Origin of the sequence: Achromobacter sp. PD1 (assembly GCF_048541815.1) — a bacterium.
Lineage (GTDB): Bacteria > Pseudomonadota > Gammaproteobacteria > Burkholderiales > Burkholderiaceae_B > Achromobacter > Achromobacter bronchisepticus_A.
Map to the genome: position 1 here is coordinate 4520683 of NZ_CP183349.1, position 21247 is coordinate 4541929.

Sequence of the window (21247 nt, forward strand, 5' to 3'; positions counted from 1 at the left end):
TTGCGCCAAGGCTACACCAAGCCAGCCGAACCGGGGCGGCCGGGATCAAGGCGCCGGCATAAAAAAAAGCCGCCCCATCGGGGCGGCTTCGGTCTTGCATGGCTAGCCGTATTACTTGGCGTAGCGCGCTTCCAGCACGGCCACGGCGGGCAGGGTCTTGCCTTCCAGGAATTCCAGGAAAGCGCCGCCGCCGGTCGAGATGTAGCCGACCTGCTCGCCGATGCCGTACTTGGCAATGGCGGCCAGGGTGTCGCCGCCACCGGCGATCGAGAAGCCTTCCGATTCGGCGATCGCGCGCGCCACTACCTCGGTGCCGTTGGCGAACTGGTCGAACTCGAACACGCCCACCGGGCCGTTCCAGACGATGGTGCCGGCCTGCTTCAGGATATCGGCCAGTTGCGCCGCGGTCTTGGGGCCGATGTCCAGGATCATGTCGTCGTCGGCCACGTCTTGCGCCGCCTTGACGGTGGCTTCGGCGTCGGCGCCAAAGGACTTGGCGCACACCACGTCCACCGGAATCGGCACGGCGGCGCCGCGCTGCTTCATGATGTCGATCACGGCGCGCGCCTGGTCGACCTGATCGGGTTCAGCCAGCGACTTGCCGATGGACAGGCCGGCAGCCAGCATGAAGGTGTTGGCGATGCCGCCGCCCACGACCAGCTGGTCGACCTTGTCGGCCAGCGACTGCAGGATCGACAGCTTGGTCGATACCTTGGAGCCGCCAACGATGGCGACCAGCGGACGCTTGGGTTCGTGCAGCGCGCGGCCCAGGGCTTCCAGTTCGGCGGCCAGCAGCGGACCGGCGCAGGCCACGGGCGCAAAGCGCGCGATGCCGTGGGTGGTGGCTTCGGCGCGATGGGCGGTGCCAAACGCGTCGTTGACGTAGACGTCGCACAGCGCGGCCATCTTCTTGGCCAGCGTTTCGTCGTCTTTCTTTTCGCCGACGTTGACGCGGCAGTTTTCCAGCAGCACGACTTGGCCATGATCGACCTGGACGCCGTCGACCCAGTCGCGCACCAGCTGCACCGGCATGCCCAGCAGTTCGGACAGGCGCTGGCCGACCTTGGCCAGCGAATCGGCTTCGGTCAGCACGCCTTCCTTGGGACGGCCCAGGTGGGAGGTGACCATGACGGCGGCGCCGGCGTCCAGCGCCATGCGGATGCCAGGCACCGAGGCGCGGATGCGGGTGTCTTCGCTGATGCGGCCGGCGTCGTCGAACGGCACGTTCAGATCGGCGCGGATGAACACGCGCTTGCCGGACAGGGCGCCGGACTTGGCCAGCGCGGACAGAGTGTTGACCTTGGACATATTTGGATTCCTACGATGGGCGTACAAAGGGGACGAACCCATTTTCCGCGTACGCGGAAAACAAATCCGTCCCCTCTATGGACTAGCCGTGTTGCTTACTTGGCCGACATCAGCGCGACGGTGGTGTCGAGCATGCGGTTCGAGAAGCCCCACTCGTTGTCGTACCAGGACGAGACCTTGACCAGGCGGCCCGAAACCTTGGTCAGCGACGCGTCAACGGTGCTGGAGGCCGGGTTGTGGTTGTAGTCCACCGAAACCAGGGGCTCGGTGTTGTAGTCCAGGATGCCCTTGAGCTCGCCTTCCGAGGCGGCCTTCAGGATGCCGTTCACTTCTTCGGCGGTCGTGTCGCGGCTGGCCACGAACGACAGGTCGACCAGCGACACGTTGATGGTCGGGACGCGGATGGCGTAGCCGTCCAGCTTGCCGTTCAGTTCCGGCAGCACCAGGCCCACGGCGGCGGCAGCGCCGGTCTTGGTGGGGATCATGCTCATGGTGGCCGAACGCGCGCGGCGCAGGTCTTCGTGGTAGACGTCGGTCAGGACCTGGTCGTTGGTGTAGGCGTGGACGGTGGTCATCAGGCCGTTTTCCAGGCCCAGCTTGTCGTTCAGCGGCTTGACCAGGGGGGCCAGGCAGTTGGTGGTGCACGAAGCGTTGGAGATGACGGTGTCGGTAGCCTTCAGCACGCCGTGGTTCACGCCGTACACGATGGTGGCGTCGACATCCTTGCCGCCGGGGGCCGAGATGATGACTTTCTTGGCGCCGCCCTTGATATGCGCGCCGGCCTTTTCCTTGGTCGTGAAGAAGCCCGTGCACTCCAGCACCACGTCGACCTTCAGCTCGCCCCAGGGCAGCTCGGCCGGATTGCGGTTGGCCAGCACGCGGATCTTGTCGCCGTTGACGACCATGAAGTCGCCGTCGACTTCGACGGTGCCCGGGAACTTGCCGTGGGCGGTGTCGTAGCGCGTCAGGTGAGCGTTGGTCTTGGGATCGCCCAGGTCATTGATGGCGACGATTTCGATATCGTGCTTCTTGCCACCTTCGTAGTGGGCACGCAGGATGTTGCGGCCGATGCGACCGTAACCGTTGATGGCGACGCGAATGGTCATGACTAAGCTCCTTTTTACAAAACTTGCTTGACGGTCTCGGCCACCTTGTCGGCGGTCAGCCCGAAGAACTTGAACAGTGCGCCGGCCGGCGCGGATTCACCGTAGCGGTCGATGCCGACGACGGCGCCTTCCAGGCCCACGTACTTGTGCCAGAAGGCGGTAACCCCGGCTTCGACAGCCACCCGCGGCAGGCCCTTGGGCAGCACGGATTGCTTCCAGGCGGCGTCCTGGCGGTCGAACACGTCGGTGCTGGGCATGGAGACCACGCGCACGGCGATGCCTTCCTTGGCCAGCTGCGCCTGCGCGTCCAGCGCGATGGCGACTTCCGAACCGGTGGCGATGATGACGGCGCGGGCGCCTTCGGCATCGCGCAGCACATAGCCGCCGCGGGCGATGGCGTCCACGGTGGCGGCGTCGCGCGGCACGAACGGCAGGTTCTGGCGCGACAGCAACAGGGCCGTGGGGCCGCCGTCGTGCACGTCCATGCCGATGCTGGTCGGGCGCGTCACGGCCGCGTTCCAGGCCACGGCGGTTTCAGCCGTATCGCAAGGACGCCACAGCGACAGGTTGGGGATCAGGCGCAGGCTGGCCGCGTGCTCGATGGACTGGTGGGTCGGGCCGTCTTCGCCCAGGCCGATGGAGTCGTGGGTGAACACGTGGACCACGCGCTGCTTCATCAGCGCGGCCATGCGGATGGCGTTGCGCGAGTAGTCGGAGAACGTCAGGAAGGTGCCGCCGAACGGCAGGTAGCCGCCGTGCAGGGCCACGCCGTTCATGATGGCGGCCATGCCGAATTCGCGCACGCCGTAGTTGATGTGGCGGCCGAACTGGATGCCCTTATCGCCGGCGCGGACGGCGGCAACGCCCTTCCAGTCGGTGAAGTTGGAGCCGGTCAGGTCGGCCGAGCCGCCCAGCATTTCCGGCAGCAGCGGCGCCAACGCGGTGATGGCGAACTGCGACGCCTTGCGGGTGGCGACGGTTTCGGCCTTTTCCAGCGTGGCGTCCAGGAACGCCTTGAACTGTTCGGCGTAGCCGGCGGGCATTTCGCCCTTCATGCGGCGCTTGAATTCAGCGGCTTCGGCGGGGAACTCGGCGGCGTAGGCGTCGAACGCGGACTGCCATTCAGCCTGGGCGGCGGCGCCCTGCTTGCGGCCATCCCAGCCGTCGTAGATGTCTTGCGGAATCTGGAACGGTTCCGACGACCAGCCCAGCGCGGCGCGGGTGGCGGCAATCTCGTCCTTGCCCAGCGGCGCGCCGTGCACGTTGTGCGTGCCGGCCATGTTGGGCGAACCCTTGCCGATGACGGTGCGGCAGACGATCAGCGTGGGCTTTTCCGATTGCGAGCGCGCGGCCTTGATGGCGGCGTCCACGGCGGCGACGTCATGGCCGTCGATGCCGCGGATCACGTTCCAGCCGTAGCCTTCGAAGCGCTTGGCGGTGTCGTCGGCGAACCAGTGTTCGACGTGGCCGTCGATGGAAATGCCGTTGTCGTCATACAGCACGACCAGCTTGCCCAGCTTCAGCGTGCCGGCCAGCGAGCAGACTTCGTGCGAGATGCCTTCCATCAGGCAGCCGTCGCCGGTGAAGGCGTAGGTGTGGTGGTCGACGATGGCGTGGCCGGGCTTGTTGAATTCAGCAGCCAGCAGCGCTTCGGCCAGCGCCATGCCCACGGCATTGCCCAGGCCCTGGCCCAGCGGGCCGGTGGTCGTTTCCACGCCCGGGGTGATGCCCACTTCGGGGTGGCCCGGCGTCTTGGAATGCAGCTGGCGGAAATTCTTCAGCTCTTCGATCGGCAGGTCGTAGCCGGTCAGGTGCAGCAAGGCGTAGATCAGCATCGAGCCGTGGCCGTTGGACAGCACGAAGCGGTCGCGGTTGGCCCAGGCGGGATCCTTGGGATTGTGACGCAGGTTGCCGGCCCACAGGGCTTGGGCGATTTCCGCCATGCCCATGGGAGCACCCGGATGCCCGGAGTTCGCTTGTTGCACGGCGTCCATCGCGAGGGCGCGGATGGCATCCGCCAAGGCAAGTTTAGGGGCGGTCGGATTGCTCATTCGGAAGGCTCTTTGAAGCTGGCGGGCCTACGGTCAAAATAGGGGCCAGTTGAGTAGGTTGCGAAGCATGGGATTTTAGCATCCAGGGGTTTCCCCGACGCCATCGGCCATAAGGCGGCCCGTGCTAGGCTAGCTTTCTGAATAAAAGAACCATAGATGTCCATGTCAGCCCCCCGCTTCTTCTGCGATATCCCCCTGAGTACCGGCGCCCGCGTGGCGCTTCCCGAAGCCCTGGCGCACCATGCGCTGCGCGTGCTGCGCCTGCGAGCGGGCGAGGCCGTGGCGCTGTTCAACGGCCGGGGCGGCGAGTATCCCGCCACGCTCGAAGTGGAAGGCAAGGCTGGTTTTGCCCAGTTGGGCGAATTCCTGCCGCGCGAGGCCGAACTGGGCGGACGCGTCACCCTGGTGCAGGGCCTGCCTTCCGGGGACAAGATGGACTGGGTGGTGGAAAAGGCCGTGGAGCTGGGCGCCGCGCGCGTCAGCCCCATCGCCGCCCAGCGCAGCGTGCTGCAGCTGTCCGGCGCCCGGCTGGACAAGCGCGTGGCGCATTGGCAGCGCATCGCGCAGTCCGCCAGCGAACAATGCGGCCGCAACCGGCTGATGGCGGTGGACGCGCCGGTCACCCTGGCCGAATGGCTGCAGCAGCCCACGGACGGCCTGCGCCTGCTGTGCCACCCGGAAGCGCAGGACGATCTTGCCGGCGCGCTGCGGGCCGCGCCCGGCCTGCAGGCGCTGACCCTGCTGGTGGGACCGGAGGGAGGATGGTCGGACAAGGAATTGGCCCAGGCCCGCGAGGCGGGCGTGCAGGCGGTGCGATTCGGCCCCCGGGTGCTGCGCACCGAGACCGCGGGGCTGGCGCTGCTGTCGGCGGCCAGCGCGCTGCTGGCCTGGTAAAACAACCGGATCAGTGGTCTTCGCCGTAGGGCGCTGCCGCCACCCCGGGCTCGGGGTCCGGATGGCGTCCGGCGTGTTCGATGACATACGCAAAAACGCGGCCGTTTTCGCGGGCGAAATCGGCCGCGTCGGAGCAGACGGTTTCAATGCGGCCCGAGTCTTCTTCCAGCGCCGGGTCGCCCGAATGCAGCTTGTACAGCCACAGCACCACGCCGGTCTTGTGGTCCAGCACGGTATCGCACAGGCAGTCGTAGAGGGCGTCGAGGTTGCCGCCGAAGTATTCGGGGAAATCCACTGCCTTGACGATGGCGCGCAGCACGGCGGAACGGCTGCGGGCAGGATCGCAATTGGCGACGAACAGGGCCAGGCCAAGCTCATGGGCGGCGTCCACCACGGCCTTCTTGTCCAGCCCGTCATGGGCCAGCGCACCGCCGCGCATCAGCTGCCGCTGCAGAGTAGATTGGCCATTGCGCGTCATGCCTGAGCCCCCTTGAAAAAGGCGATCACTTCGTCGTTACGCTGCATCGTATCGGCATAACCCAGTTCAATCAATCGCTTGGTGTAGCTGGATTCAAATAAGAGGTAGGACATCAGCGAACCGCCGCCGGGACGGTCTGGATCGGACGATACACCGAGTACGCGGAAAAGAGCACGGGCCTGGGTCGGCATATCCTGCAAATGTTCCAGCGCCATGACGTCCAGCGACTGGCTGGGCGTAATCGTCAGGACCTCGATGCGGCGCGCATGCCCGTGCTGCGCCCCTTCCGGGCCGGACTGATCCATCAGGAAGTTGATGCGCTCCAGGCGCTCGACGTCCGCCGACAGGCCGTCCAGGAAGATGCTGGCCAGCGCATGTCCGCCGACCTGGGCCAGCGAGGGGTAAGGCGGCGAATCCTCGCGGTTTTCCGGGTGGGTTTCGTCGCGGAAACCCGTGCCGATTACCAGCACGCGATGCGCGCCCAGGTGGATGGCAGGACTGATGGGCGCAAGCTGGCGCATCGAGCCATCGCCGCACCACTCCCCCTTGCCGTGCACCTGCACCTGCCGGGCCGGAAAGACGAACGGAATGGCGGACGAAGCCATCAGGTGGTCGATGCCGATGGGCGTGGGCAGCGCCAGGCGCAGATAGCGGTGCCAGGGCTCGATGGGCGTGTGCGCCTGGTAGAAGGTCAAGTGCTCGCCGCTGGTATAGCCCGAGGCCGTGATCGCCAGCGCCGACAGCGCGCCGGTTTCCAGGTTGGTGCGCAGATGCTGGAAGTCCAGCACCCGCTCCAGCAGAGCCTGCATGGGGCTGTTGTCCAGCAGCGAATGGGGCCGCTTGCGCGTCAGGCCCGAATACATCCACCCCAGCGACAGCAGCCCCAGCCAGCGCACGCCGGTGCGGATCAGGCCGGGCGCGTCGGCCCGGTAGATCATGTCGGTATTCAGTGAAGACCACAGCCGGCGGATGCGGCGCACGCCCAGATGGGGCCGGTCGGCGCGGCAGGCCAGCGCGGCGGCGTTGATGGCGCCGGCGGACGTGCCGCAGATGATGTGAAAGGGATTCTGGAAACGCGAATGCCAGTCAGGATCCAGCAATTCCATGATGGCGCTGAGCACGCCCACCTGATAGGCGGCGCGGGCGCCGCCACCGGTCAGGACCAGGCCGGTCGGCGTGCGCGGGCACGCCGGACCGGGTGGCGTCACGTCAACGCGGTGTATTGACATCGACCACCGTCATCGCGGTCATGTTGACGATGCGGCGCACGGTGGAGCTGGAGGTCAGGATGTGCACCGGTGCGTTGGCGCCCAGCAGGAACGGACCCACCGCGACGTTGCTGCCGGCGGCGGTCTTCAACAGGTTGTAGGCGATGTTGCCCGAGTCCACGTTCGGGCACACCAGCAGATTGGCCTGGCCCTTGAGCGTGGAGGACGGCAGGATGCGCATGCGCAGCGCCTCGTCCAGCGCGCAGTCGCCGTGCATTTCACCGTCGATCTCAAGTTCCGGCGCGGCCTCGCGCACCAGTTCCAGCGCGCGGCGCATCTTCGCGCCCGAGGCCGAACTGCCCGAACCGAAGTTCGAACGCGACAGCAGCGCGACCTTGGGCGCCAGATACATGCGGCGCATCTCGTTGGCGGCGGCGATGGTGAATTCGGCGATCTGCTCGGCCGAGGGTTCATCGTTGACGTGCGTGTCCACCAGCACCACCGTGCGCTCGTTGAGCAGCAGGATGTTCATGGCGGCGTACACGTTGTGGCCAGGACGGCGGCCGATGACCTCGTCCACGAAGCGCAGGTGGTCGTGATACGCGCCCACCGAACCGCAGACCATGCCGTCGGCGTCACCCAGGCGCACCATCATCGCGCCGATCAAGGTCATGCGGCGGCGCATTTCCACGCGCGCCATTTCCTTGGTGATGCCGCGGCGGCACATCAGCTCCCAATACGTGGTCCAGTACTGGTGGAAGCGCTCGTCATATTCGGGATTGGTGACTTCGACGTCTTCCCCGAGGCGCAGCCGCAGGCCCAGTTTTTCGATACGGGTCAGCAGCACCGACGGACGGCCCACCAGGATGGGACGGGCCAGGCCTTCATCGACGATCACCTGCACCGCGCGCAGCACGCGCTCGTCCTCGCCTTCGGCGAACACGATGCGGGCCGGACCGCCTTCGCGCACGATGCGCTTGGACGCCGAGAACAGCGGCTTCATGAAGGCGCCCGAGTGGTACACGAACTGCTGCAGCTGCTCTTCGTAGGCTTCCAGGTCCGCCAGCGGGCGCGTGGCCACGCCGCCTTCCATTGCGGCCTTGGCCACCGCCGGGGCGATGCGCACGATCAGGCGCGGATCGAAGGGCTTGGGGATCAGGTATTCGGGGCCGAACGAAATGTCAAAGGTGCCGTAGGCCGCGGCCACCACTTCGTTCTGCTCTTCCTCGGCCAGCTCGGCAATGGCATACACCGCCGCCTTTTCCATTTCGCGGGTGATGGTGGTGGCGCCCACGTCCAGCGCGCCGCGGAAGATGTAGGGGAAGCACAGCACGTTGTTGACCTGGTTCGGGTAGTCCGAACGGCCGGTCGCCATGACCACGTCATCGCGCACCGATTGCGCCAGTTCCGGCAGGATCTCGGGCGTGGGGTTGGCCAGCGCCAGGATCAGCGGGCGCGGACCCATGGCCGCAACCATTTCCGGCTTGAGCACGCCGCCGGCCGACAGGCCCAGGAACACGTCGGCGTCCTGGATCACTTCGGCCAGCTTGCGCGCGTCGGTCTTCTGCGCGAAGCGCGCCTTGTCCGGGTCCATCAGCACGGTGCGGCCTTCGTAGACCACGCCTTCGATGTCGGTGACCCAGACGTTTTCCAGCGGCAGGCCCAGGTCCACCATCAGGTCCAGGCAGGCCAGCGCGGCGGCGCCTGCGCCCGAAGTCACCACCTTGACCTGCTTGATGTCCTTGCCCACGACCTTCAGGCCGTTGATGAAGGCGGCGGACACACAGATCGCGGTGCCGTGCTGGTCGTCGTGGAAGACCGGAATCTTCATGCGCTCGCGCAGCTTGCGTTCGACCGTGAAGCACTCCGGAGCCTTGATGTCTTCAAGGTTGATGCCGCCGAAAGTGGCTTCCAGGCCGGCGATGATCTCGACCAGCTTGTCCGGGTCGGTCTCGTTGATCTCGATGTCGAAAACGTCCAGGCCGGCAAACTTCTTGAACAGCACCGCCTTGCCTTCCATCACCGGCTTGGAGGCCAATGCGCCGATATTGCCCAGGCCCAGCACCGCGGTGCCGTTGGTGATCACGCCCACCAGGTTGCCGCGCGCCGTGTAGCGGTACACATTGGCCGGATCGGCCACGATTTCTTCGCAGGCCGCCGCCACGCCGGGCGAGTACGCCAGGGCCAGGTCGCGCTGGTTGGTGAGCTGCTTGGTCGGCGTGACCGAGATTTTGCCGGGGCGTCCAAGCTCATGGTATTCAAGGGCGGCTTTGCGGAGATTGGCATCCATAGTGGCGGCTACTGGCTAGAGTGTGTGACACGAAAGGGGGGAATTCTATTCCGATGACGGACGCCGCGATACCTCGGCAATGCCCGCCTGCCCGTTGGATAAGCAGACGCGTCCCATGTTAGCGCCAGCTTACAAATTGTCGCTATTCCGCGATGTGGAATAAGGGGAAACGTCCATCCGGGTCGAACAGGGCCTTCACCCGGGAGTCCAGCCGGGTGGTGGCCAGACCAGGCGGCTCCTCCCGCTCCGCCCGCGGCTGCGGCGCCGGCGCAGCGTCGGCCAGCGTCACCGACTGCACCCAGGCCAGCGTGCCGCCATGCCCCAGCAGCAGATGCGCCAGGTTGACGGTGGCGGGCGCGTCGGGCTTGAGCGCGTCCAGCCGGTAGCGGCCCAGCCAGCGCTCCCCGTCCCGAGTGGCGAAGGCATCGCCGCCCGAAGCCAGCTGGAACAGCGCCGGCACCAGACGCTGCACGGTGGCGGAACGCAGCGGCTGGACGTCCGACTCGCCGAACGGCCCCAGCGTTTCCTCTATGCCGTCGGCCAGCATCACCTCCAGCGCCAGCACGCCGGAGTCGGCGCAGCGCCCGGCGGGCCAGTTGGCCTTGGCCGCCAGCCACTCGGCCAGCGTCATGTTCCCGGGCAGGCCGGCGAACTGCCGCAGCCCTGCCTGGGCCAGCGCCGCTACCGGCGTGCCCGGCTGCGCGCGCCAGCGCCCGCTATCGCCGGACAGGCGCACCAGGCCGGTCAGGGCGGATGGGTCCACCCTGAGGACTGGTCCATGAGCGGTCTCGAAAGGTCCTTCAGCCCCGTGCAGCGCCAGCGTCACGCGATATTCGGCACACAGCGTGCGCGCATGCGCCACATCCGCGTCGCGCGCCGGCGTCAGCAGGCCCCGCGGGCCGCCCTCTCCCGCCTCGCCCAGATCTCGAACGGAACCCTGGCAGAGCAGGCCCAGCCGCTCGATGAAGGCCGACCACGGGCTGCGGACCGGACGACGGCCCATGAGGAAAGCGCGCCGGGATGGCTGCATGACTACAATTCCTTTTTCGCTACAAACGCCTTCGAGAATCCGATGCCCCGCCTTGCCCATCGCACCAACGACTTCCTGACCTTCCAGGTAATGGAACTATTCAAGCAGGCGCAAGCGCTGCAGGCGGCTGGCAAGGACATTATCAGCCTGGGCATCGGCGAACCGGACTTTACCGCGCCCCCCCAGGTCGTGGAAGCGCTGGAGCGCGCAGCCCGCGCCGGCCTCAGCGGCTACAGCCCCTCGGCCGGCCTGACGCCGCTGCGCGAGGCCATCGCCCGGTTCTACCACGAACAGTTCGGCGCCCGGATCAATCCGGCCCGCGTCATCGTCACCGCGGGCGCCTCCGGCGCCCTGACGCTGGCCTGCGCGGCGCTGGTCAACCAGGGCGGCGAAGTGCTGATGCCGGATCCCTCCTACCCCGCCAATAGCAACTTCGTGCTGGCGGCGGGCGGTGTGCCGCGTCTGATCCCGAGCACGGCGGCCAAGCGCTTTCAGCTGTCGGCGCAGGATGTGGCCAGCCACTGGACGCCCGCCACCCAGGGCGTGCTGGTCGCCTCGCCCAGCAACCCCACCGGCACCTCGATCGACCACGGCGAGCTGGCCGAGCTGCTGGCTCAGGTCCGCGCCCGCGACGGCTTCGCCATCGTCGACGAAATCTACCTGGGGCTGTCCTATGAAGGCCAGCCCCGCTCGGCCCTGACGCTGGACGACGACGTCATCGTCATCAACAGCTTCTCGAAGTACTTCCACATGACGGGCTGGCGCCTGGGCTGGATGATCGTGCCCGAGGACATGGTGGCGCCGGTGGAGAAAATCGCCGCCAGCCTGGCGATCTGCGCGCCCACGCTGGCGCAGCACGCCGCGCTGGCCTGCTTCGAGCCGGGCGCGATGAAGACCTTCGAGCACCGCCGCGAGGCCTTCAAGCAGCGCCGCGACTACCTGCTGCCGGAATTCGAGCGCATGGGCATCCAGGTGCCGGTGAAGCCCGACGGCGCCTTCTATATTTATGCCGACATCGCCAACCTGGGCATGGATAGCGCCGCGTTCTCGCAGCGCCTGCTGCTGGAGGCCGGCGTGGCGGCCGTGCCGGGCCTGGACTTCGGGCCGGCCCATGGCAGCCACACCATGCGCTTTTCCTATGCCACCGGCCTGGACCGCCTGGAAGAGGCGGTCGCCCGCATCGGCCGGCTGCTGCAGGGCTGATCTTGAACACCCCAAAAAACAAAGCGCGTCCCAAGGGACGCGCTTTGCATTCGGGCCATTACGGCGATCAATCGCGCGCCAGCGCGATCCCGGAAGCCAGCGCCAGGCGGCGGCGTTCCGCCTGCACCTTGGCGCCGTAGCCATTGTCGTCCGGTCCCGTGGCGCCGACGTAGCATGCCAGGCCGCCATCGATCGAACCGCGGCGATTGATGCAATCGCGCAGGATCGTGGCTCCGACCCCGATATTTGCGGCCGGGTCTAGCGCGGTCTTGCCGACCGCGTCGAATTTTTCCTGGTGCACGCTGGTCATCACCTGCATCAGCCCCTGCGCGCCCACGTGGCTTTCGGCCAGCGGGTTGTAGCGGGACTCGATGGCGATCACGGCCAGCACCAACAACGGATCCAGCTGCTTTTCGCGGCTGACCTTGTACACCACGTTCAGCAGCGGGCCGGTGGCGTCATAGGCGACCTTGTACTTGCGCGAAATATAGTTGCGCAAGGCTTCCGCCTGCGGACCGGTGGCGGTCATGGCGACAGGCTTGGGCGCCGGAGGGGCGACGCGGGCTGGCCCCAGCATGCCGGTGGCGTTGCTGGCGGGGGCGTTGGGAACGGCCATGGCAATTGCCGACGACATGTCGGAACCCAGTTCGGAACCGGCTTCGGATTCGGTGCCGGTTTGCATGGATGAAGGCGCTAGGGCGGTCAACAAGGCTTTGTGCACTTGCAATGCCTGGTCGCGCAAACCAGGCAGGGCGAATCCCATGCTTACCGTCACAATGACCGCAATGCCCAGATAAACGGAGCAAATGCGCAGGGACTCGGCAAGATATTGGTGCACTCCTTGGGCCAGGCTTCGGAACAGGCTGGCCACTGACGCATCGGGCATAAAACCTCCTGCGTTAAAAAAGAGGGAGTCAATGTTAACCTCTCTGTCTACCCAATATGTAACCAAATAGCTGGGATCTGTAGTGAAATACCGCGACCTTAGAGACTTCATCGCCCAACTTGAACGCATGGGCGAGCTCCGACGCATCGCTGCGCCGGTGTCCACCCGGCTGGAAATGACTGAAATATCCGACCGAGTCCTGCGCGCGGAAGGGCCTGCCCTGCTGTTCGAAAACGCGCGGCACAATGGCCAGCCGGCGCAGATGCCGGTGCTGGCCAACCTGTTCGGCACCCCGGCCCGCGTGGCCCGCGGCATGGGGGCCGACGACGTCAGCGCCCTGCGCGACATCGGCGAACTGCTCGCCTCGCTGCGCGAGCCCGAAGCGCCCAAAGGCCTGCGCGACGCGCTGGCCAAGGTCTCGATGCTGAAGTCCGCGCTGTGGGACATGAGCCCCAAGAACGTCAAAAGTCCCGCCTGCCAGGAAATCGTCTGGGAAGGCAAGGACGTGGACCTGAACCGCCTGCCGATCCAGACCTGCTGGCCCGGCGACGTGGCGCCGCTCCTGACCTGGGGCCTGGTGATCACGCGCGGCCCCAACGCCCGCCGCCAGAACCTGGGCATCTACCGGCAGCAATTGCTGGGCCCCAACAAGCTGATCATGCGCTGGCTGTCGCACCGCGGCGGCGCGCTGGATTTCCGCGACCACGCCCTGGCGCATCCCGGCACGCCCTTCCCCATCGCCGTGGCCTTGGGCGCCGACCCGGCCACCACGCTGGGCGCGGTCACGCCGGTGCCCGACAGCCTGTCCGAATACCAGTTCGCCGGCCTCTTGCGCGGCTCCCGCACCGAGGTCGCGAAAGCGCTGGGCAGCGATCTGTCCGTGCCGGCCTGGGCCGAAATCGTGCTGGAAGGCCATCTGCTGCCGTCCTCCGACCCGCGCGCCATCGCGCCCGTCGTGCCCGAAGGCGTCAACCCGCCGCCGAACACCGATTACGAAATGGCGCTGGAAGGCCCCTACGGCGACCACACCGGCTACTACAACGAGCAGGACTGGTTCCCCGTCTTCACGGTGGAGCGGATCACGATGCGGCGCAATCCCATCTACCACTCCACCTACACTGGCAAACCGCCCGACGAACCGGCCGTGCTGGGCGTGGCGCTCAACGAAGTCTTCGTGCCGCTGCTGCGCCGCCAACTGCCCGAGATCGTGGACTTCTACCTGCCGCCGGAAGGCTGCAGCTACCGCCTGGCGGTGGTGTCGATCCGCAAGCAGTACGCCGGCCACGCCAAGCGCGTCATGTTCGGCCTGTGGAGCATCCTGCGCCAGTTCATGTACACCAAGTTCATCGTGGTGGTGGACGAGGACATCAATCCGCGCGACTGGAAGGAAGTGGTGTGGGCGATGACCACCCGCATGGACCCGGTGCGCGACACCTTGCTGGTGGAAAACACGCCCATCGACTATCTGGATTTCGCCTCGCCGGTCTCCGGCCTGGGCGGCAAGATGGGCATGGACGCCACCAACAAGTGGCCCGGCGAAACCAATCGGGAATGGGGCACTCCCATCACCATGGATGCGGACGTCAAGAAGCGCGTGGATGAGATGTGGGGGCAGTTGGGCTTGTAATCCTGCCCAGCCTCTCGTATCGGGACCGGCGTTATCGCGGCAGGATCAGGAAGCGCTGATGAGCGCGTCGATCAATAGCGGGCGGTACTGCAATGTGTGGGGCATGGTGCCAGGCTCGGCCTGGCTCGAACAGCACAGCGTAGCGCTGAATCCAGGCATAAAAAAACCTGCCTTTTTCAAGGCAGGCTTCTTGTTGGGCAACGCCATAGCTTCAGCGCCTGTCATCTGGCGGATCATCATCGCGGCGCGAGTTCTGCCAGGCTTTGAACAGTTGCCAGCCGACAAAGGCGCCGCCGGCGATCTTCAAAAGCTTGGAGCGCTTGCCGCCGCGCATGATCATGGCGGACAGCGATGAACTGACGATGGGATAGCGGCGCGCCAGGCTGATCGCCTGCAAGGCCCAGCGCGATGCGCCGCCCGAAGCCAGGCCGGGCAAGAGCCCCTTGAGGAGCGCGGCCGGTTCCAGCTTGCGTCCGGTGGCCGCGATGCTCTGCGCCAGCGATTCGCGTTCGATGGCGGCGCGGGCGCGCAGCAGCTCGATGCGCACGGCGCGGTCGACGGTGGGAGACCTTTTCGTCATGTTTCAGCCCTCCTCGCGCCGGCGCGCCTGCGCTTCGTCGTCGTCTTGCGCGTCGCGCACCTGCTCCAGCAATTCGGCGTCGCGCCCGAGTTCCTCGAGCGTGGCGGCGAATGGCGGCGCGCCGTAGACCAGCCCGCGGCGCACTGCAACCAGCAAGGCCACACCGACCAGGCCATAGAAGCCCGCCAACAGGCCCAGGGCCAGGTAGCGGTCTTCAGTGGGCCAGAACGCCACCGCGACCGTGACGGTGAAGACCAGCACCGCCAGCGTCAGGAACAGCAGCGCAGCAAACGCCATGCCCAAAAGCTTGAGCAAGCGCGCTTTTTCATCCGCCGCTTCCAGCGCCAGCAGTTCCAGGCGCGTGCGCAACAGCCCGACCACGCTGGAGGCAACGCCGAAAACAGATTTTCGTAGACCCATGGCTGAAAAGGACGCCGGGCGGGAAGCGCGGTCTTGCGCCCGCGCCGCCCGCCCGGATGTCCTGCCCTATCAGCGGCGGCTGATCAGCAAGCCGAGCAGCAGGCCGGTCACGCCTGCGATGCCGATGGCTTGCCAGGGATTGTCGTGCACGTAGTCGTCGGTCGCGCGGGCAGCCTTGCGGCCGCGTTCCAGCACGGCGTCCTGCGCTTCGTACAGCGCTTCGCGCGTGCGCTTCAAGGACGTCAGCGCGCGGTCGCGCAATTCGTTGGCCTTGTCGCCGGTGCTGCTGGCGGCTTCGCGCAGCAGGCTTTCGGCGTCATTCAGGCTGGACTTGACACTGTCGATGAGTTTTTCTTTTGCGACTTCTTCGGATTTTCTCGTGGCCATTATTTGAGCTCCTGTTGTGTGTCAATGACGGAACCATCATACCAGCCGCCATGCGGGAGACACGGCGCGCTTGCTACGGTGTGCTACTTGATTTGCGTAATCTCAACGGCGGATTTGACGCCGCCCTGATCGATGTCCTGCTTCATCACCAGATTGATCGCCGGACAGTACCAGTCCGTCACGGTGGTGTTCATGCCCGGGATGGGGATCGTCAGGCCCTGAAACGTGGCCATGGTGGGATCGGAATTGCGGGTGTAGGTGATCGGATGGCAAGACTGCGAGCCCAGCGCGGTATTCACCGCAGCCTTCTGCCCCACGGTCTTCTCACCGATGCGCACCGTGGTGCTGGGCTGGCCGCCGACGGGCGCTTCCTTGCCGATCTTCAGGCGGAACGACGAGCCAGGCAATTTTTGGCCGGCGCTGAGCTTGCCGTCATAGGCGAAGAGACCCAGCATGCGCAGGTCGAACTGGCCTTCGGAAGGCTTGGGGGCCTCGCCCGCGGTGGCATAGCGCAGGAAGGTGGCCTGGCCGCCCTTGACCGTCATCAGGTAATCCAGCTTGGACTTTCCCGGGGGCAGGCCCGCATAGCTGAACGTGGCCACGCCCTGCACGCGCGCGCGGCAGTTGTCGCCATTGCTTTTTGTAACTTCGGCGAAAGACAGGTCGGCGCCCAGCGCCAGATTGCCGGTGCCGGTCAGTTGCACCGTGCCGCCGTCATGCATGAACTGCGCATCGCACACGCCGGCCTGCGCCGCGGCGGCCGCGCCCAGCGCGCCCGCCGTAAAAATCAGGGATGCCATTTTTCGCATCGTCACAAGCCACTCCATGAATCCGGATGAAAACCGCCCGCGCCTGGCGCATGGCTGGCTTGATACTACACCGGTTGCGAGACGCGGCGCGTGTCGGAACGTGTCGGCCGCGACCACGCTGGCAGCGGCTACGCCGGCGCGGCGGCGGGCGCGGCACGGCCGATCAGGACCTGGATCTCCGGCACGCAGGAACCGCAGCCAGTGCCGCAGCCCAGCGCAGTCTTCAAGGCCGCCAGATCGCAGCCCCGGGCGATACCGGCAAGAATCGCGGCCTCGCTCACGCCGTTGCAGACGCAGACCGCGCGCGAGCGGACCGCGCCCGCAATCCGTCCGGTCAGCAGCGCCGCCACGCTGGCCGGCGCGTCGCCGCCGCCGGCCCAGGACAACAGCGCATCCTGCGCCCGCAGATCACCTGTCAGCAGAAAGCCGCGCAAAGCGCCTTGCTCCACCCTCACCCTGCGCATCTGGCCGCGCGCGGGATCGTCGAAAGCCACGTCGGGCAGGTGCAGGTCCAGCGCATCCGCCATCGCATCCAGGACCTCTGCTGGCGGCGCGGCGCAGGCCGCCAGGCGCATCCGCACGCCACCCGCGCCCGCCGGCAGGACCACCGCGTAATCGAAGCGTCCCAGCCAGGGCGCCAGCCGCGCGCGCAACATGGCGTTGTCGCCCTGCAGCCAGCCCGCGGCCTGCCATGGCAGGCCTGCCGGTACGGCCGACACGGCGCTGTGCTTGAGTTCCGGCTGGCGCGAAATGGGATCGGCGGCCGGGTTGGTCAACGCGTTCACTCCCAGCCCCGCCATGTAGGCGCTGCCCCAATGCATGGGCAGGAACACCTGTCCCGGCGTCAGCGTATCGTCCGCCTGCACGGGTAGCACCACACTACCCCGGCGCGACGCCAGCCTGGCCAGCGCGCCCGGGTCCAGCTTGAGCCGGCGCATGTCCTCGGGATGCATGGACACCCAGGGTTCCTCGACATGCTGCGTCAGCACGCGGGCCAGCGAAGTGCGCGCCATGGTGTGCCAATGGTCGCGCAGGCGGCCGGTGGTGAGCCGCAGCGGATATTCCGGGGTAGCGGCTTCGGCGACCGGACGGTAATCCACGTCGCAGAAACGGGCGCGTCCGCTGGCCGTGGGAAACACGCCATCGGCATACAGGCGCGCCGTGCCCTGTCCTTGCCGATACGGCCATTGCTGCGGTCCGTGCGCATGCAGCGTTTCGTAATCCAGCCCGCTGTAGTCCAGGTCCCGGCCCGCCGTGGTGCGGGCATGCTCGGCAAAGACCTCGCTTTCATCCCGGTAGTCGAACAGCGCCGCCTTGTGCGGGGCCATGCGGGCAGCCAGGCGCAGCGCGACCGCCTGCGCCAACCGCCAATCCGGCTGCGCGTCGCCGGGCGGATCGATCGCCGCGCGCACCCGGCTGATGCGGCGCTCCGAGTTGGTCACGGTGCCGGACTTCTCGGGCCAGGTGGCAGCGGGCAGCACCAGATCGGCGTAGGCCAGGGTTTCGGTGCCCGCGTACGCCTCCTGCACGATGACAAACTCGGCGCGCTCCAGCGCAGCGCGCACCCGGGCCTGATCCGGCAGGGACTGCGCCGGGTTGGTGGCCGCGATCCACAGCACCTTGATGCGACCTTCGCGCGCCGCGTCGAACATATCCAGCGCGGTGGCGCCCGGCGCCCGCGGCACGGCGTCCACGCCCCACAGCGCGGCGGCCGCCTCGCGGTCGGCCGCCGACGCGGGATCGCGATGGCCCGGCAGCAGCGTGGCCATGCCGCCCGCCTCGCGCCCGCCCATCGCGTTGGGCTGCCCCGTCAGCGAAAACGGCCCCGCGCCCGGCTTGCCGATCTGCCCGGTCGCCAAATGCAGATGTATCAGGGCGGCGTTCTTGTCGGTGCCGCTGGCCGACTGGTTCAAGCCCATGGTGTAGAGCGACAGCGCCGCGCCGGCCGCGCCGAACCAGCGCGCCGCCTGGACGATGTCCTCCGCCGGCACGCCGCAGATCTCCTGCGCGGCTTGCGGGGTGTACCGCCGAGCGCGCGCCATCAGGGGCTCGAAGCCTTCCGTATGCCGCTCGATGTAGCCGTGGTCCAGCAGCCCCTCCTGCTCCATGACATTGAGCATGGCGTGGAACATGGCCACATCCGTGCCCGGCGCCAATTGCAGGTGCAGGTCGGCGAAGGCCGCGGTGTCGGTACGCCGAGGATCCGCGACAATGACCTTCATGCCTGGACGCCGCGCCCGCGCGGCCTCCAGCCGCCGGAACAGCACGGGATGCGCATAGGCCATGTTGGAGCCAGCGATCAGCACCGTGTCGGCCAGGTCCAAGTCCTCGTAGCAGGCCGGCGGCGCGTCCGCGCCCAGCGTGCGCTTGTAGCCCGAGACCGCGCTGGACATGCACAGGCGTGAATTGGTGTCGATGTTGTTGGTGCCGGCCAGCGCGCGGGCCAGCTTGTTGAAGACCGCGTAATCCTCGGTCAGCAACTGCCCCGACAGGTAGAAGCCCACGGCGTCCGGGCCATGCCGCGCAATGGTGTCGGCCAGCTTGGCCGCCGCGATATCCAGCGCCTGGTCCAGCGCGATGGCGCGCTGGGGGTGGGCGCGCGTCTCGCGCCATTGCGCCGACAGCACGCGCGCGCCGTCGCGCCGCACCGTGTCCGCCAGCGCCAGGCCCTTGCTGCAGAGCTTGCCATGGTTGGCCGGATGCTGCTCGTCGCCGCGCACGCGGAGCACCGCGCCATCGCGCGTTTGCACCCGCACGCCGCAGCCGGTGCCGCAATAGCAGCACACCGACGCCACTTCGCGCACGCCTTGCGGCGCCGCGTCCACGCTATCGATCAGGCGAGCCATGGGCGCATCCATTTCCTATTCCTCCGCGGCGCCTTCGCCGTGCATGAGCCGCTCGCGCAATGCGCCGATGCGCCGGCCCTCGCGGATCAGGCGCACATACCAGGCGCTATCCGCCGTGTCGCCGTACAGGCAGGCGCCCACCAGCTTGTCGTCGCGGATCACCAGTTTCTTGTAGACGCCGCCTGGCGTATCGGCCAGCGTGATCGACTCGGTCTGCTGCCCGCCGACAAAATCGCCAGCGGAAAACAGATCGATGCCGGTGACCTTGAGCCGCGTCGACGTCACGCTGCCTTCGTAGCGGCCGATGCCGTGCAGCGCCAGATGGTTGGCCGCCACCTTCGCCTGTTCGTACAGGGGCGCGACCAGGCCGTAGGCGGTGCCGCGATGGCTGACGCATTCGCCCACCGCGTAGATGCGCGGGTCATAGGTCTGCAAGGTGTCGCTGACCACCACGCCGCGGTCCACATGCAGGCCGCAGCGCTCGGCCAGTTCAGTGTCGGGCCTGACGCCCACCGCCATCACCACCAGGTCCGCCGCAATCTCTTCCCCGTCCGCGAAGCGCAGCGCGCGCACCCGCCCGTCGGCCCCGCCCAGGATCTCGCGGGTCTGGCGCCCCAGCAGGAACTTCAGGCCGCGCGCCTCCAGCCCGCGGCGCAGCATGGCCGCGGCGCCGCCGTCCAGCTGCCGGTCCAGCAGCGATGCCCCCAAATGCACCACGGCCACATCCATGCCGCGCGCAGCCAGGCCGTTGGCGGCCTCCAGGCCCAACAGGCCACCGCCTATCACCACCGCGTGCCGGTAGCGCGAGGACGCCTCTATCATCTGGTTCACGTCGCCGATATCGCGAAAGGCGACGACGCCGTCCAGGTCGCTGCCCGGCACAGGCAGGATGAACGGCTTCGAGCCGGTGGCCAACAGCAGCCGGTCGTAGGGCGTCTCGGACCCATCGTCCGCCAGCACGATGCGCCGGGCGCGGTTGACGCCCACGACCTTGCGGTTCAACAACAGGCGGATGCCGTGGCGGAGGTACCAGTCCTCATCGTTGAGCACGATATCCCGCAAGCTCTGTTCGCCGCTCAGCACTGGCGACAGCAGGATGCGGTTGTAGTTCGGATGCGGCTCGGCGCCGAATACCGTGATCTCGTACAGATCGGGCGTCAGCTTCAGCAGTTCTTCCAGCGTGCGTATGCCCGCCATGCCGTTGCCGACCACCACCAGCTTCTGCTTCGCCTCCATGACGGCCCCTACGCAGCTGCGCGCGATGCCCCGGCCTCGGCCAGCGGCTGCGGGTCGGCATCCAGCGCCGCGTTGGCCTGGAGCGCCGCCTGCGAGCGCTCGGGGTTGCCATGGCGGCGGTGCAGGAAGTCCACCACCGCGGCCCGGCACGCCAGATAGGCCGCGTCATTGGCCAGCCGCACGCGGTCGCGCGGACGGGACAACGGCACGGGCAGGATTTCGCCGATGGTCGCGGCCGGACCGTTGGTCAGCATCACGATGCGGTCGGACAACAGCACGGCTTCATCGACGTCGTGCGTGACCATGACGGTGGTGGTGCGCGTCTTGGCGACGATCTTCAGCAGTTCGTCCTGCAGGTGCGCGCGGGTCAGCGCGTCGAGCGCGCCGAAGGGCTCGTCCATCAGCAGCACGCCCGGCTCGATCGCCAGGGCGCGCGCAATGCCCACGCGCTGCTTCATGCCGCCGGAAATCTCGCGCGGCAGCTTGTTCTGCGCCGGCAACAGGCCCACCAGGTCCAGCGCCGCGCGTGTGCGCTCGACCAACTGCGAGCGCTTCTCCTTGGCGCCGAACACCCGCTCCACCGCCAGATATACGTTCTGGAAGCAGCTCAGCCAGGGCAGCAGCGAATGGTTCTGGAACACCACGGCGCGGTCCGGGCCGGGGCCGGTGATCTCGCGCTCCGCGCACAGCAGCACGCCGCTGGTGGGACGGGTCAGGCCGGCGATGAGATTGAGCAGGGTCGATTTGCCGCAGCCGGAATGGCCGATCAGCGTGATGAACTCGCCCTGCTCCACGGTCAGGTCTATGTCGCGCAGCGCCACGAAGGCGCCCTTGCGGGTATTGAACGTCTGGCCCACGCGCTCGATGCGTACGTATTTCTTCATGGCG

18 protein-coding genes and 1 pseudogene are annotated in these 21247 nt (G+C 67.2%); 3 read left to right on the forward strand and 16 right to left on the reverse strand.

From position 1 onward, the window contains the following. Positions 1 to 111: 111 nt before the first annotated feature. The 3 genes from ACM1PE_RS21295 to tkt all read right to left on the reverse strand — a co-directional run bounded on the left by ACM1PE_RS21295 (position 112) and on the right by tkt (position 4465). Complete coding sequence (locus tag ACM1PE_RS21295; RefSeq protein WP_118932804.1) at positions 112 to 1308, reverse strand: phosphoglycerate kinase; 1197 nt, start codon at positions 1306 to 1308, stop codon at positions 112 to 114. 95 nt (positions 1309 to 1403) lie between these two features. Beyond that, positions 1404 to 2414 carry a type I glyceraldehyde-3-phosphate dehydrogenase gene (gap, locus tag ACM1PE_RS21300; protein WP_013395726.1) on the reverse strand — a complete coding sequence of 337 codons (1011 nt, stop codon included), beginning with the start codon at positions 2412 to 2414 and terminating at the stop codon, positions 1404 to 1406. A 14-nt stretch (positions 2415 to 2428) separates the two neighbouring features. Beyond that, positions 2429 to 4465, reverse strand: a complete 2037-nt coding sequence (tkt, locus tag ACM1PE_RS21305; protein ID WP_059379495.1) for a transketolase — start codon at positions 4463 to 4465, stop codon at positions 2429 to 2431. Positions 4466 to 4627: 162 nt separating this feature from the next. On the opposite strand from tkt, the gene ACM1PE_RS21310 reads away from it, so the two are divergent. Next, positions 4628 to 5359 carry a 16S rRNA (uracil(1498)-N(3))-methyltransferase gene (locus ACM1PE_RS21310; RefSeq protein ID WP_059379496.1) on the forward strand — a complete coding sequence of 244 codons (732 nt, stop codon included), beginning with the start codon at positions 4628 to 4630 and terminating at the stop codon, positions 5357 to 5359. Positions 5360 to 5369: 10 nt separating this feature from the next. On the opposite strand, the gene ACM1PE_RS21315 is transcribed toward ACM1PE_RS21310, so the two are convergent. From ACM1PE_RS21315 to ACM1PE_RS21330, 4 genes are all read right to left on the reverse strand, one after another. After that, positions 5370 to 5837: a barstar family protein gene (locus ACM1PE_RS21315; protein WP_059379497.1), complete on the reverse strand. Its 468-nt coding sequence runs from the start codon at positions 5835 to 5837 to the stop codon at positions 5370 to 5372. Beyond that, positions 5834 to 7066 carry a patatin-like phospholipase family protein gene (locus tag ACM1PE_RS21320; protein WP_223283379.1) on the reverse strand — a complete coding sequence of 411 codons (1233 nt, stop codon included), beginning with the start codon at positions 7064 to 7066 and terminating at the stop codon, positions 5834 to 5836. The genes ACM1PE_RS21315 and ACM1PE_RS21320 overlap by 4 nt, the downstream gene beginning before the upstream one ends. After that, positions 7047 to 9335 carry an NADP-dependent malic enzyme gene (locus ACM1PE_RS21325; RefSeq protein ID WP_419340857.1) on the reverse strand — a complete coding sequence of 763 codons (2289 nt, stop codon included), beginning with the start codon at positions 9333 to 9335 and terminating at the stop codon, positions 7047 to 7049. The genes ACM1PE_RS21320 and ACM1PE_RS21325 overlap by 20 nt, the downstream gene beginning before the upstream one ends. Positions 9336 to 9477: 142 nt before the next feature. Beyond that, on the reverse strand, positions 9478 to 10365 hold the full coding sequence (locus ACM1PE_RS21330; protein WP_280016066.1) for an FAD-binding protein: 888 nt from the start codon (positions 10363 to 10365) through the stop codon (positions 9478 to 9480). A gap of 42 nt (positions 10366 to 10407) precedes the next feature. Between ACM1PE_RS21330 and ACM1PE_RS21335 the strand changes: the two genes are divergently transcribed. Continuing rightward, positions 10408 to 11568: a pyridoxal phosphate-dependent aminotransferase gene (locus tag ACM1PE_RS21335; RefSeq protein ID WP_118933874.1), complete on the forward strand. Its 1161-nt coding sequence runs from the start codon at positions 10408 to 10410 to the stop codon at positions 11566 to 11568. 67 nt (positions 11569 to 11635) lie between these two features. Here the strand turns inward: ACM1PE_RS21335 and ACM1PE_RS21340 are convergent, their stop codons facing one another. Continuing rightward, the gene (locus tag ACM1PE_RS21340) at positions 11636 to 12454 is read right to left on the reverse strand and encodes a lytic transglycosylase domain-containing protein (RefSeq protein WP_059380216.1); all 819 of its coding nucleotides are present in this window, start codon (positions 12452 to 12454) and stop codon (positions 11636 to 11638) included. A gap of 82 nt (positions 12455 to 12536) precedes the next feature. Here ACM1PE_RS21340 and ubiD point away from each other — a divergent pair, with 82 nt between their 5' ends. Continuing rightward, on the forward strand, positions 12537 to 14081 hold the full coding sequence (ubiD, locus tag ACM1PE_RS21345) for a 4-hydroxy-3-polyprenylbenzoate decarboxylase (protein ID WP_059380217.1): 1545 nt from the start codon (positions 12537 to 12539) through the stop codon (positions 14079 to 14081). A 45-nt stretch (positions 14082 to 14126) separates the two neighbouring features. On the opposite strand, the gene ACM1PE_RS21350 is transcribed toward ubiD, so the two are convergent. The 8 genes and pseudogenes from ACM1PE_RS21350 to ACM1PE_RS21385 form a co-directional block, all read right to left on the reverse strand. Continuing rightward, positions 14127 to 14288: a hypothetical protein gene (locus ACM1PE_RS21350; RefSeq protein ID WP_419340858.1), complete on the reverse strand. Its 162-nt coding sequence runs from the start codon at positions 14286 to 14288 to the stop codon at positions 14127 to 14129. Positions 14289 to 14292: 4 nt separating this feature from the next. Then, positions 14293 to 14661, reverse strand: coding sequence for a hypothetical protein (locus ACM1PE_RS21355; RefSeq protein WP_059380219.1), 369 nt, complete (start codon positions 14659 to 14661; stop codon positions 14293 to 14295). A gap of 3 nt (positions 14662 to 14664) precedes the next feature. Then, positions 14665 to 15081: a phage holin family protein gene (locus tag ACM1PE_RS21360; RefSeq protein WP_419340859.1), complete on the reverse strand. Its 417-nt coding sequence runs from the start codon at positions 15079 to 15081 to the stop codon at positions 14665 to 14667. A gap of 69 nt (positions 15082 to 15150) precedes the next feature. Then, complete coding sequence (locus ACM1PE_RS21365) at positions 15151 to 15468, reverse strand: DUF883 family protein (RefSeq protein ID WP_013395739.1); 318 nt, start codon at positions 15466 to 15468, stop codon at positions 15151 to 15153. A gap of 83 nt (positions 15469 to 15551) precedes the next feature. Next, positions 15552 to 16277, reverse strand: coding sequence for a hypothetical protein (locus ACM1PE_RS21370; protein ID WP_373429137.1), 726 nt, complete (start codon positions 16275 to 16277; stop codon positions 15552 to 15554). A gap of 128 nt (positions 16278 to 16405) precedes the next feature. Further along, positions 16406 to 19135 carry a molybdopterin-dependent oxidoreductase gene (locus ACM1PE_RS21375; protein WP_419340860.1) on the reverse strand — a complete coding sequence of 910 codons (2730 nt, stop codon included), beginning with the start codon at positions 19133 to 19135 and terminating at the stop codon, positions 16406 to 16408. A 21-nt stretch (positions 19136 to 19156) separates the two neighbouring features. Then, positions 19157 to 20359 (reverse strand): annotated as a pseudogene (locus ACM1PE_RS21380) (NAD(P)/FAD-dependent oxidoreductase); the annotation flags it as partial. A gap of 8 nt (positions 20360 to 20367) precedes the next feature. Then, complete coding sequence (locus ACM1PE_RS21385; protein WP_419340861.1) at positions 20368 to 21243, reverse strand: ABC transporter ATP-binding protein; 876 nt, start codon at positions 21241 to 21243, stop codon at positions 20368 to 20370. Between the last annotated feature and the right edge of the window lie 4 nt (positions 21244 to 21247).

What these genes read in the sequence shown, in the direction of transcription:
- ACM1PE_RS21375 (WP_419340860.1), bottom strand. Translation starts at nt 19,135, where the DNA reads ATGGATGCGCCCATGGCTCGCCTGATCGATAGCGTGGACGCGGCGCCG.
- ACM1PE_RS21385 (WP_419340861.1), bottom strand. Translation starts at nt 21,243, where the DNA reads ATGAAGAAATACGTACGCATCGAGCGCGTGGGCCAGACGTTCAATACC.
- ACM1PE_RS21325 (WP_419340857.1), bottom strand. Translation starts at nt 9,335, where the DNA reads ATGGATGCCAATCTCCGCAAAGCCGCCCTTGAATACCATGAGCTTGGA.
- ACM1PE_RS21295 (WP_118932804.1), bottom strand. Translation starts at nt 1,308, where the DNA reads ATGTCCAAGGTCAACACTCTGTCCGCGCTGGCCAAGTCCGGCGCCCTG.
- ACM1PE_RS21330 (WP_280016066.1), bottom strand. Translation starts at nt 10,365, where the DNA reads ATGCAGCCATCCCGGCGCGCTTTCCTCATGGGCCGTCGTCCGGTCCGC.
- ACM1PE_RS21365 (WP_013395739.1), bottom strand. Translation starts at nt 15,468, where the DNA reads ATGGCCACGAGAAAATCCGAAGAAGTCGCAAAAGAAAAACTCATCGAC.
- tkt (WP_059379495.1), bottom strand. Translation starts at nt 4,465, where the DNA reads ATGAGCAATCCGACCGCCCCTAAACTTGCCTTGGCGGATGCCATCCGC.
- ACM1PE_RS21310 (WP_059379496.1), top strand. Translation starts at nt 4,628, where the DNA reads ATGTCAGCCCCCCGCTTCTTCTGCGATATCCCCCTGAGTACCGGCGCC.
- ACM1PE_RS21315 (WP_059379497.1), bottom strand. Translation starts at nt 5,837, where the DNA reads ATGACGCGCAATGGCCAATCTACTCTGCAGCGGCAGCTGATGCGCGGC.
- ACM1PE_RS21335 (WP_118933874.1), top strand. Translation starts at nt 10,408, where the DNA reads ATGCCCCGCCTTGCCCATCGCACCAACGACTTCCTGACCTTCCAGGTA.
- gap (WP_013395726.1), bottom strand. Translation starts at nt 2,414, where the DNA reads ATGACCATTCGCGTCGCCATCAACGGTTACGGTCGCATCGGCCGCAAC.
- ACM1PE_RS21340 (WP_059380216.1), bottom strand. Translation starts at nt 12,454, where the DNA reads ATGCCCGATGCGTCAGTGGCCAGCCTGTTCCGAAGCCTGGCCCAAGGA.
- ACM1PE_RS21360 (WP_419340859.1), bottom strand. Translation starts at nt 15,081, where the DNA reads ATGGGTCTACGAAAATCTGTTTTCGGCGTTGCCTCCAGCGTGGTCGGG.
- ACM1PE_RS21370 (WP_373429137.1), bottom strand. Translation starts at nt 16,277, where the DNA reads ATGCGAAAAATGGCATCCCTGATTTTTACGGCGGGCGCGCTGGGCGCG.
- ACM1PE_RS21320 (WP_223283379.1), bottom strand. Translation starts at nt 7,066, where the DNA reads ATGTCAATACACCGCGTTGACGTGACGCCACCCGGTCCGGCGTGCCCG.
- ACM1PE_RS21350 (WP_419340858.1), bottom strand. Translation starts at nt 14,288, where the DNA reads ATGGCGTTGCCCAACAAGAAGCCTGCCTTGAAAAAGGCAGGTTTTTTT.
- ACM1PE_RS21355 (WP_059380219.1), bottom strand. Translation starts at nt 14,661, where the DNA reads ATGACGAAAAGGTCTCCCACCGTCGACCGCGCCGTGCGCATCGAGCTG.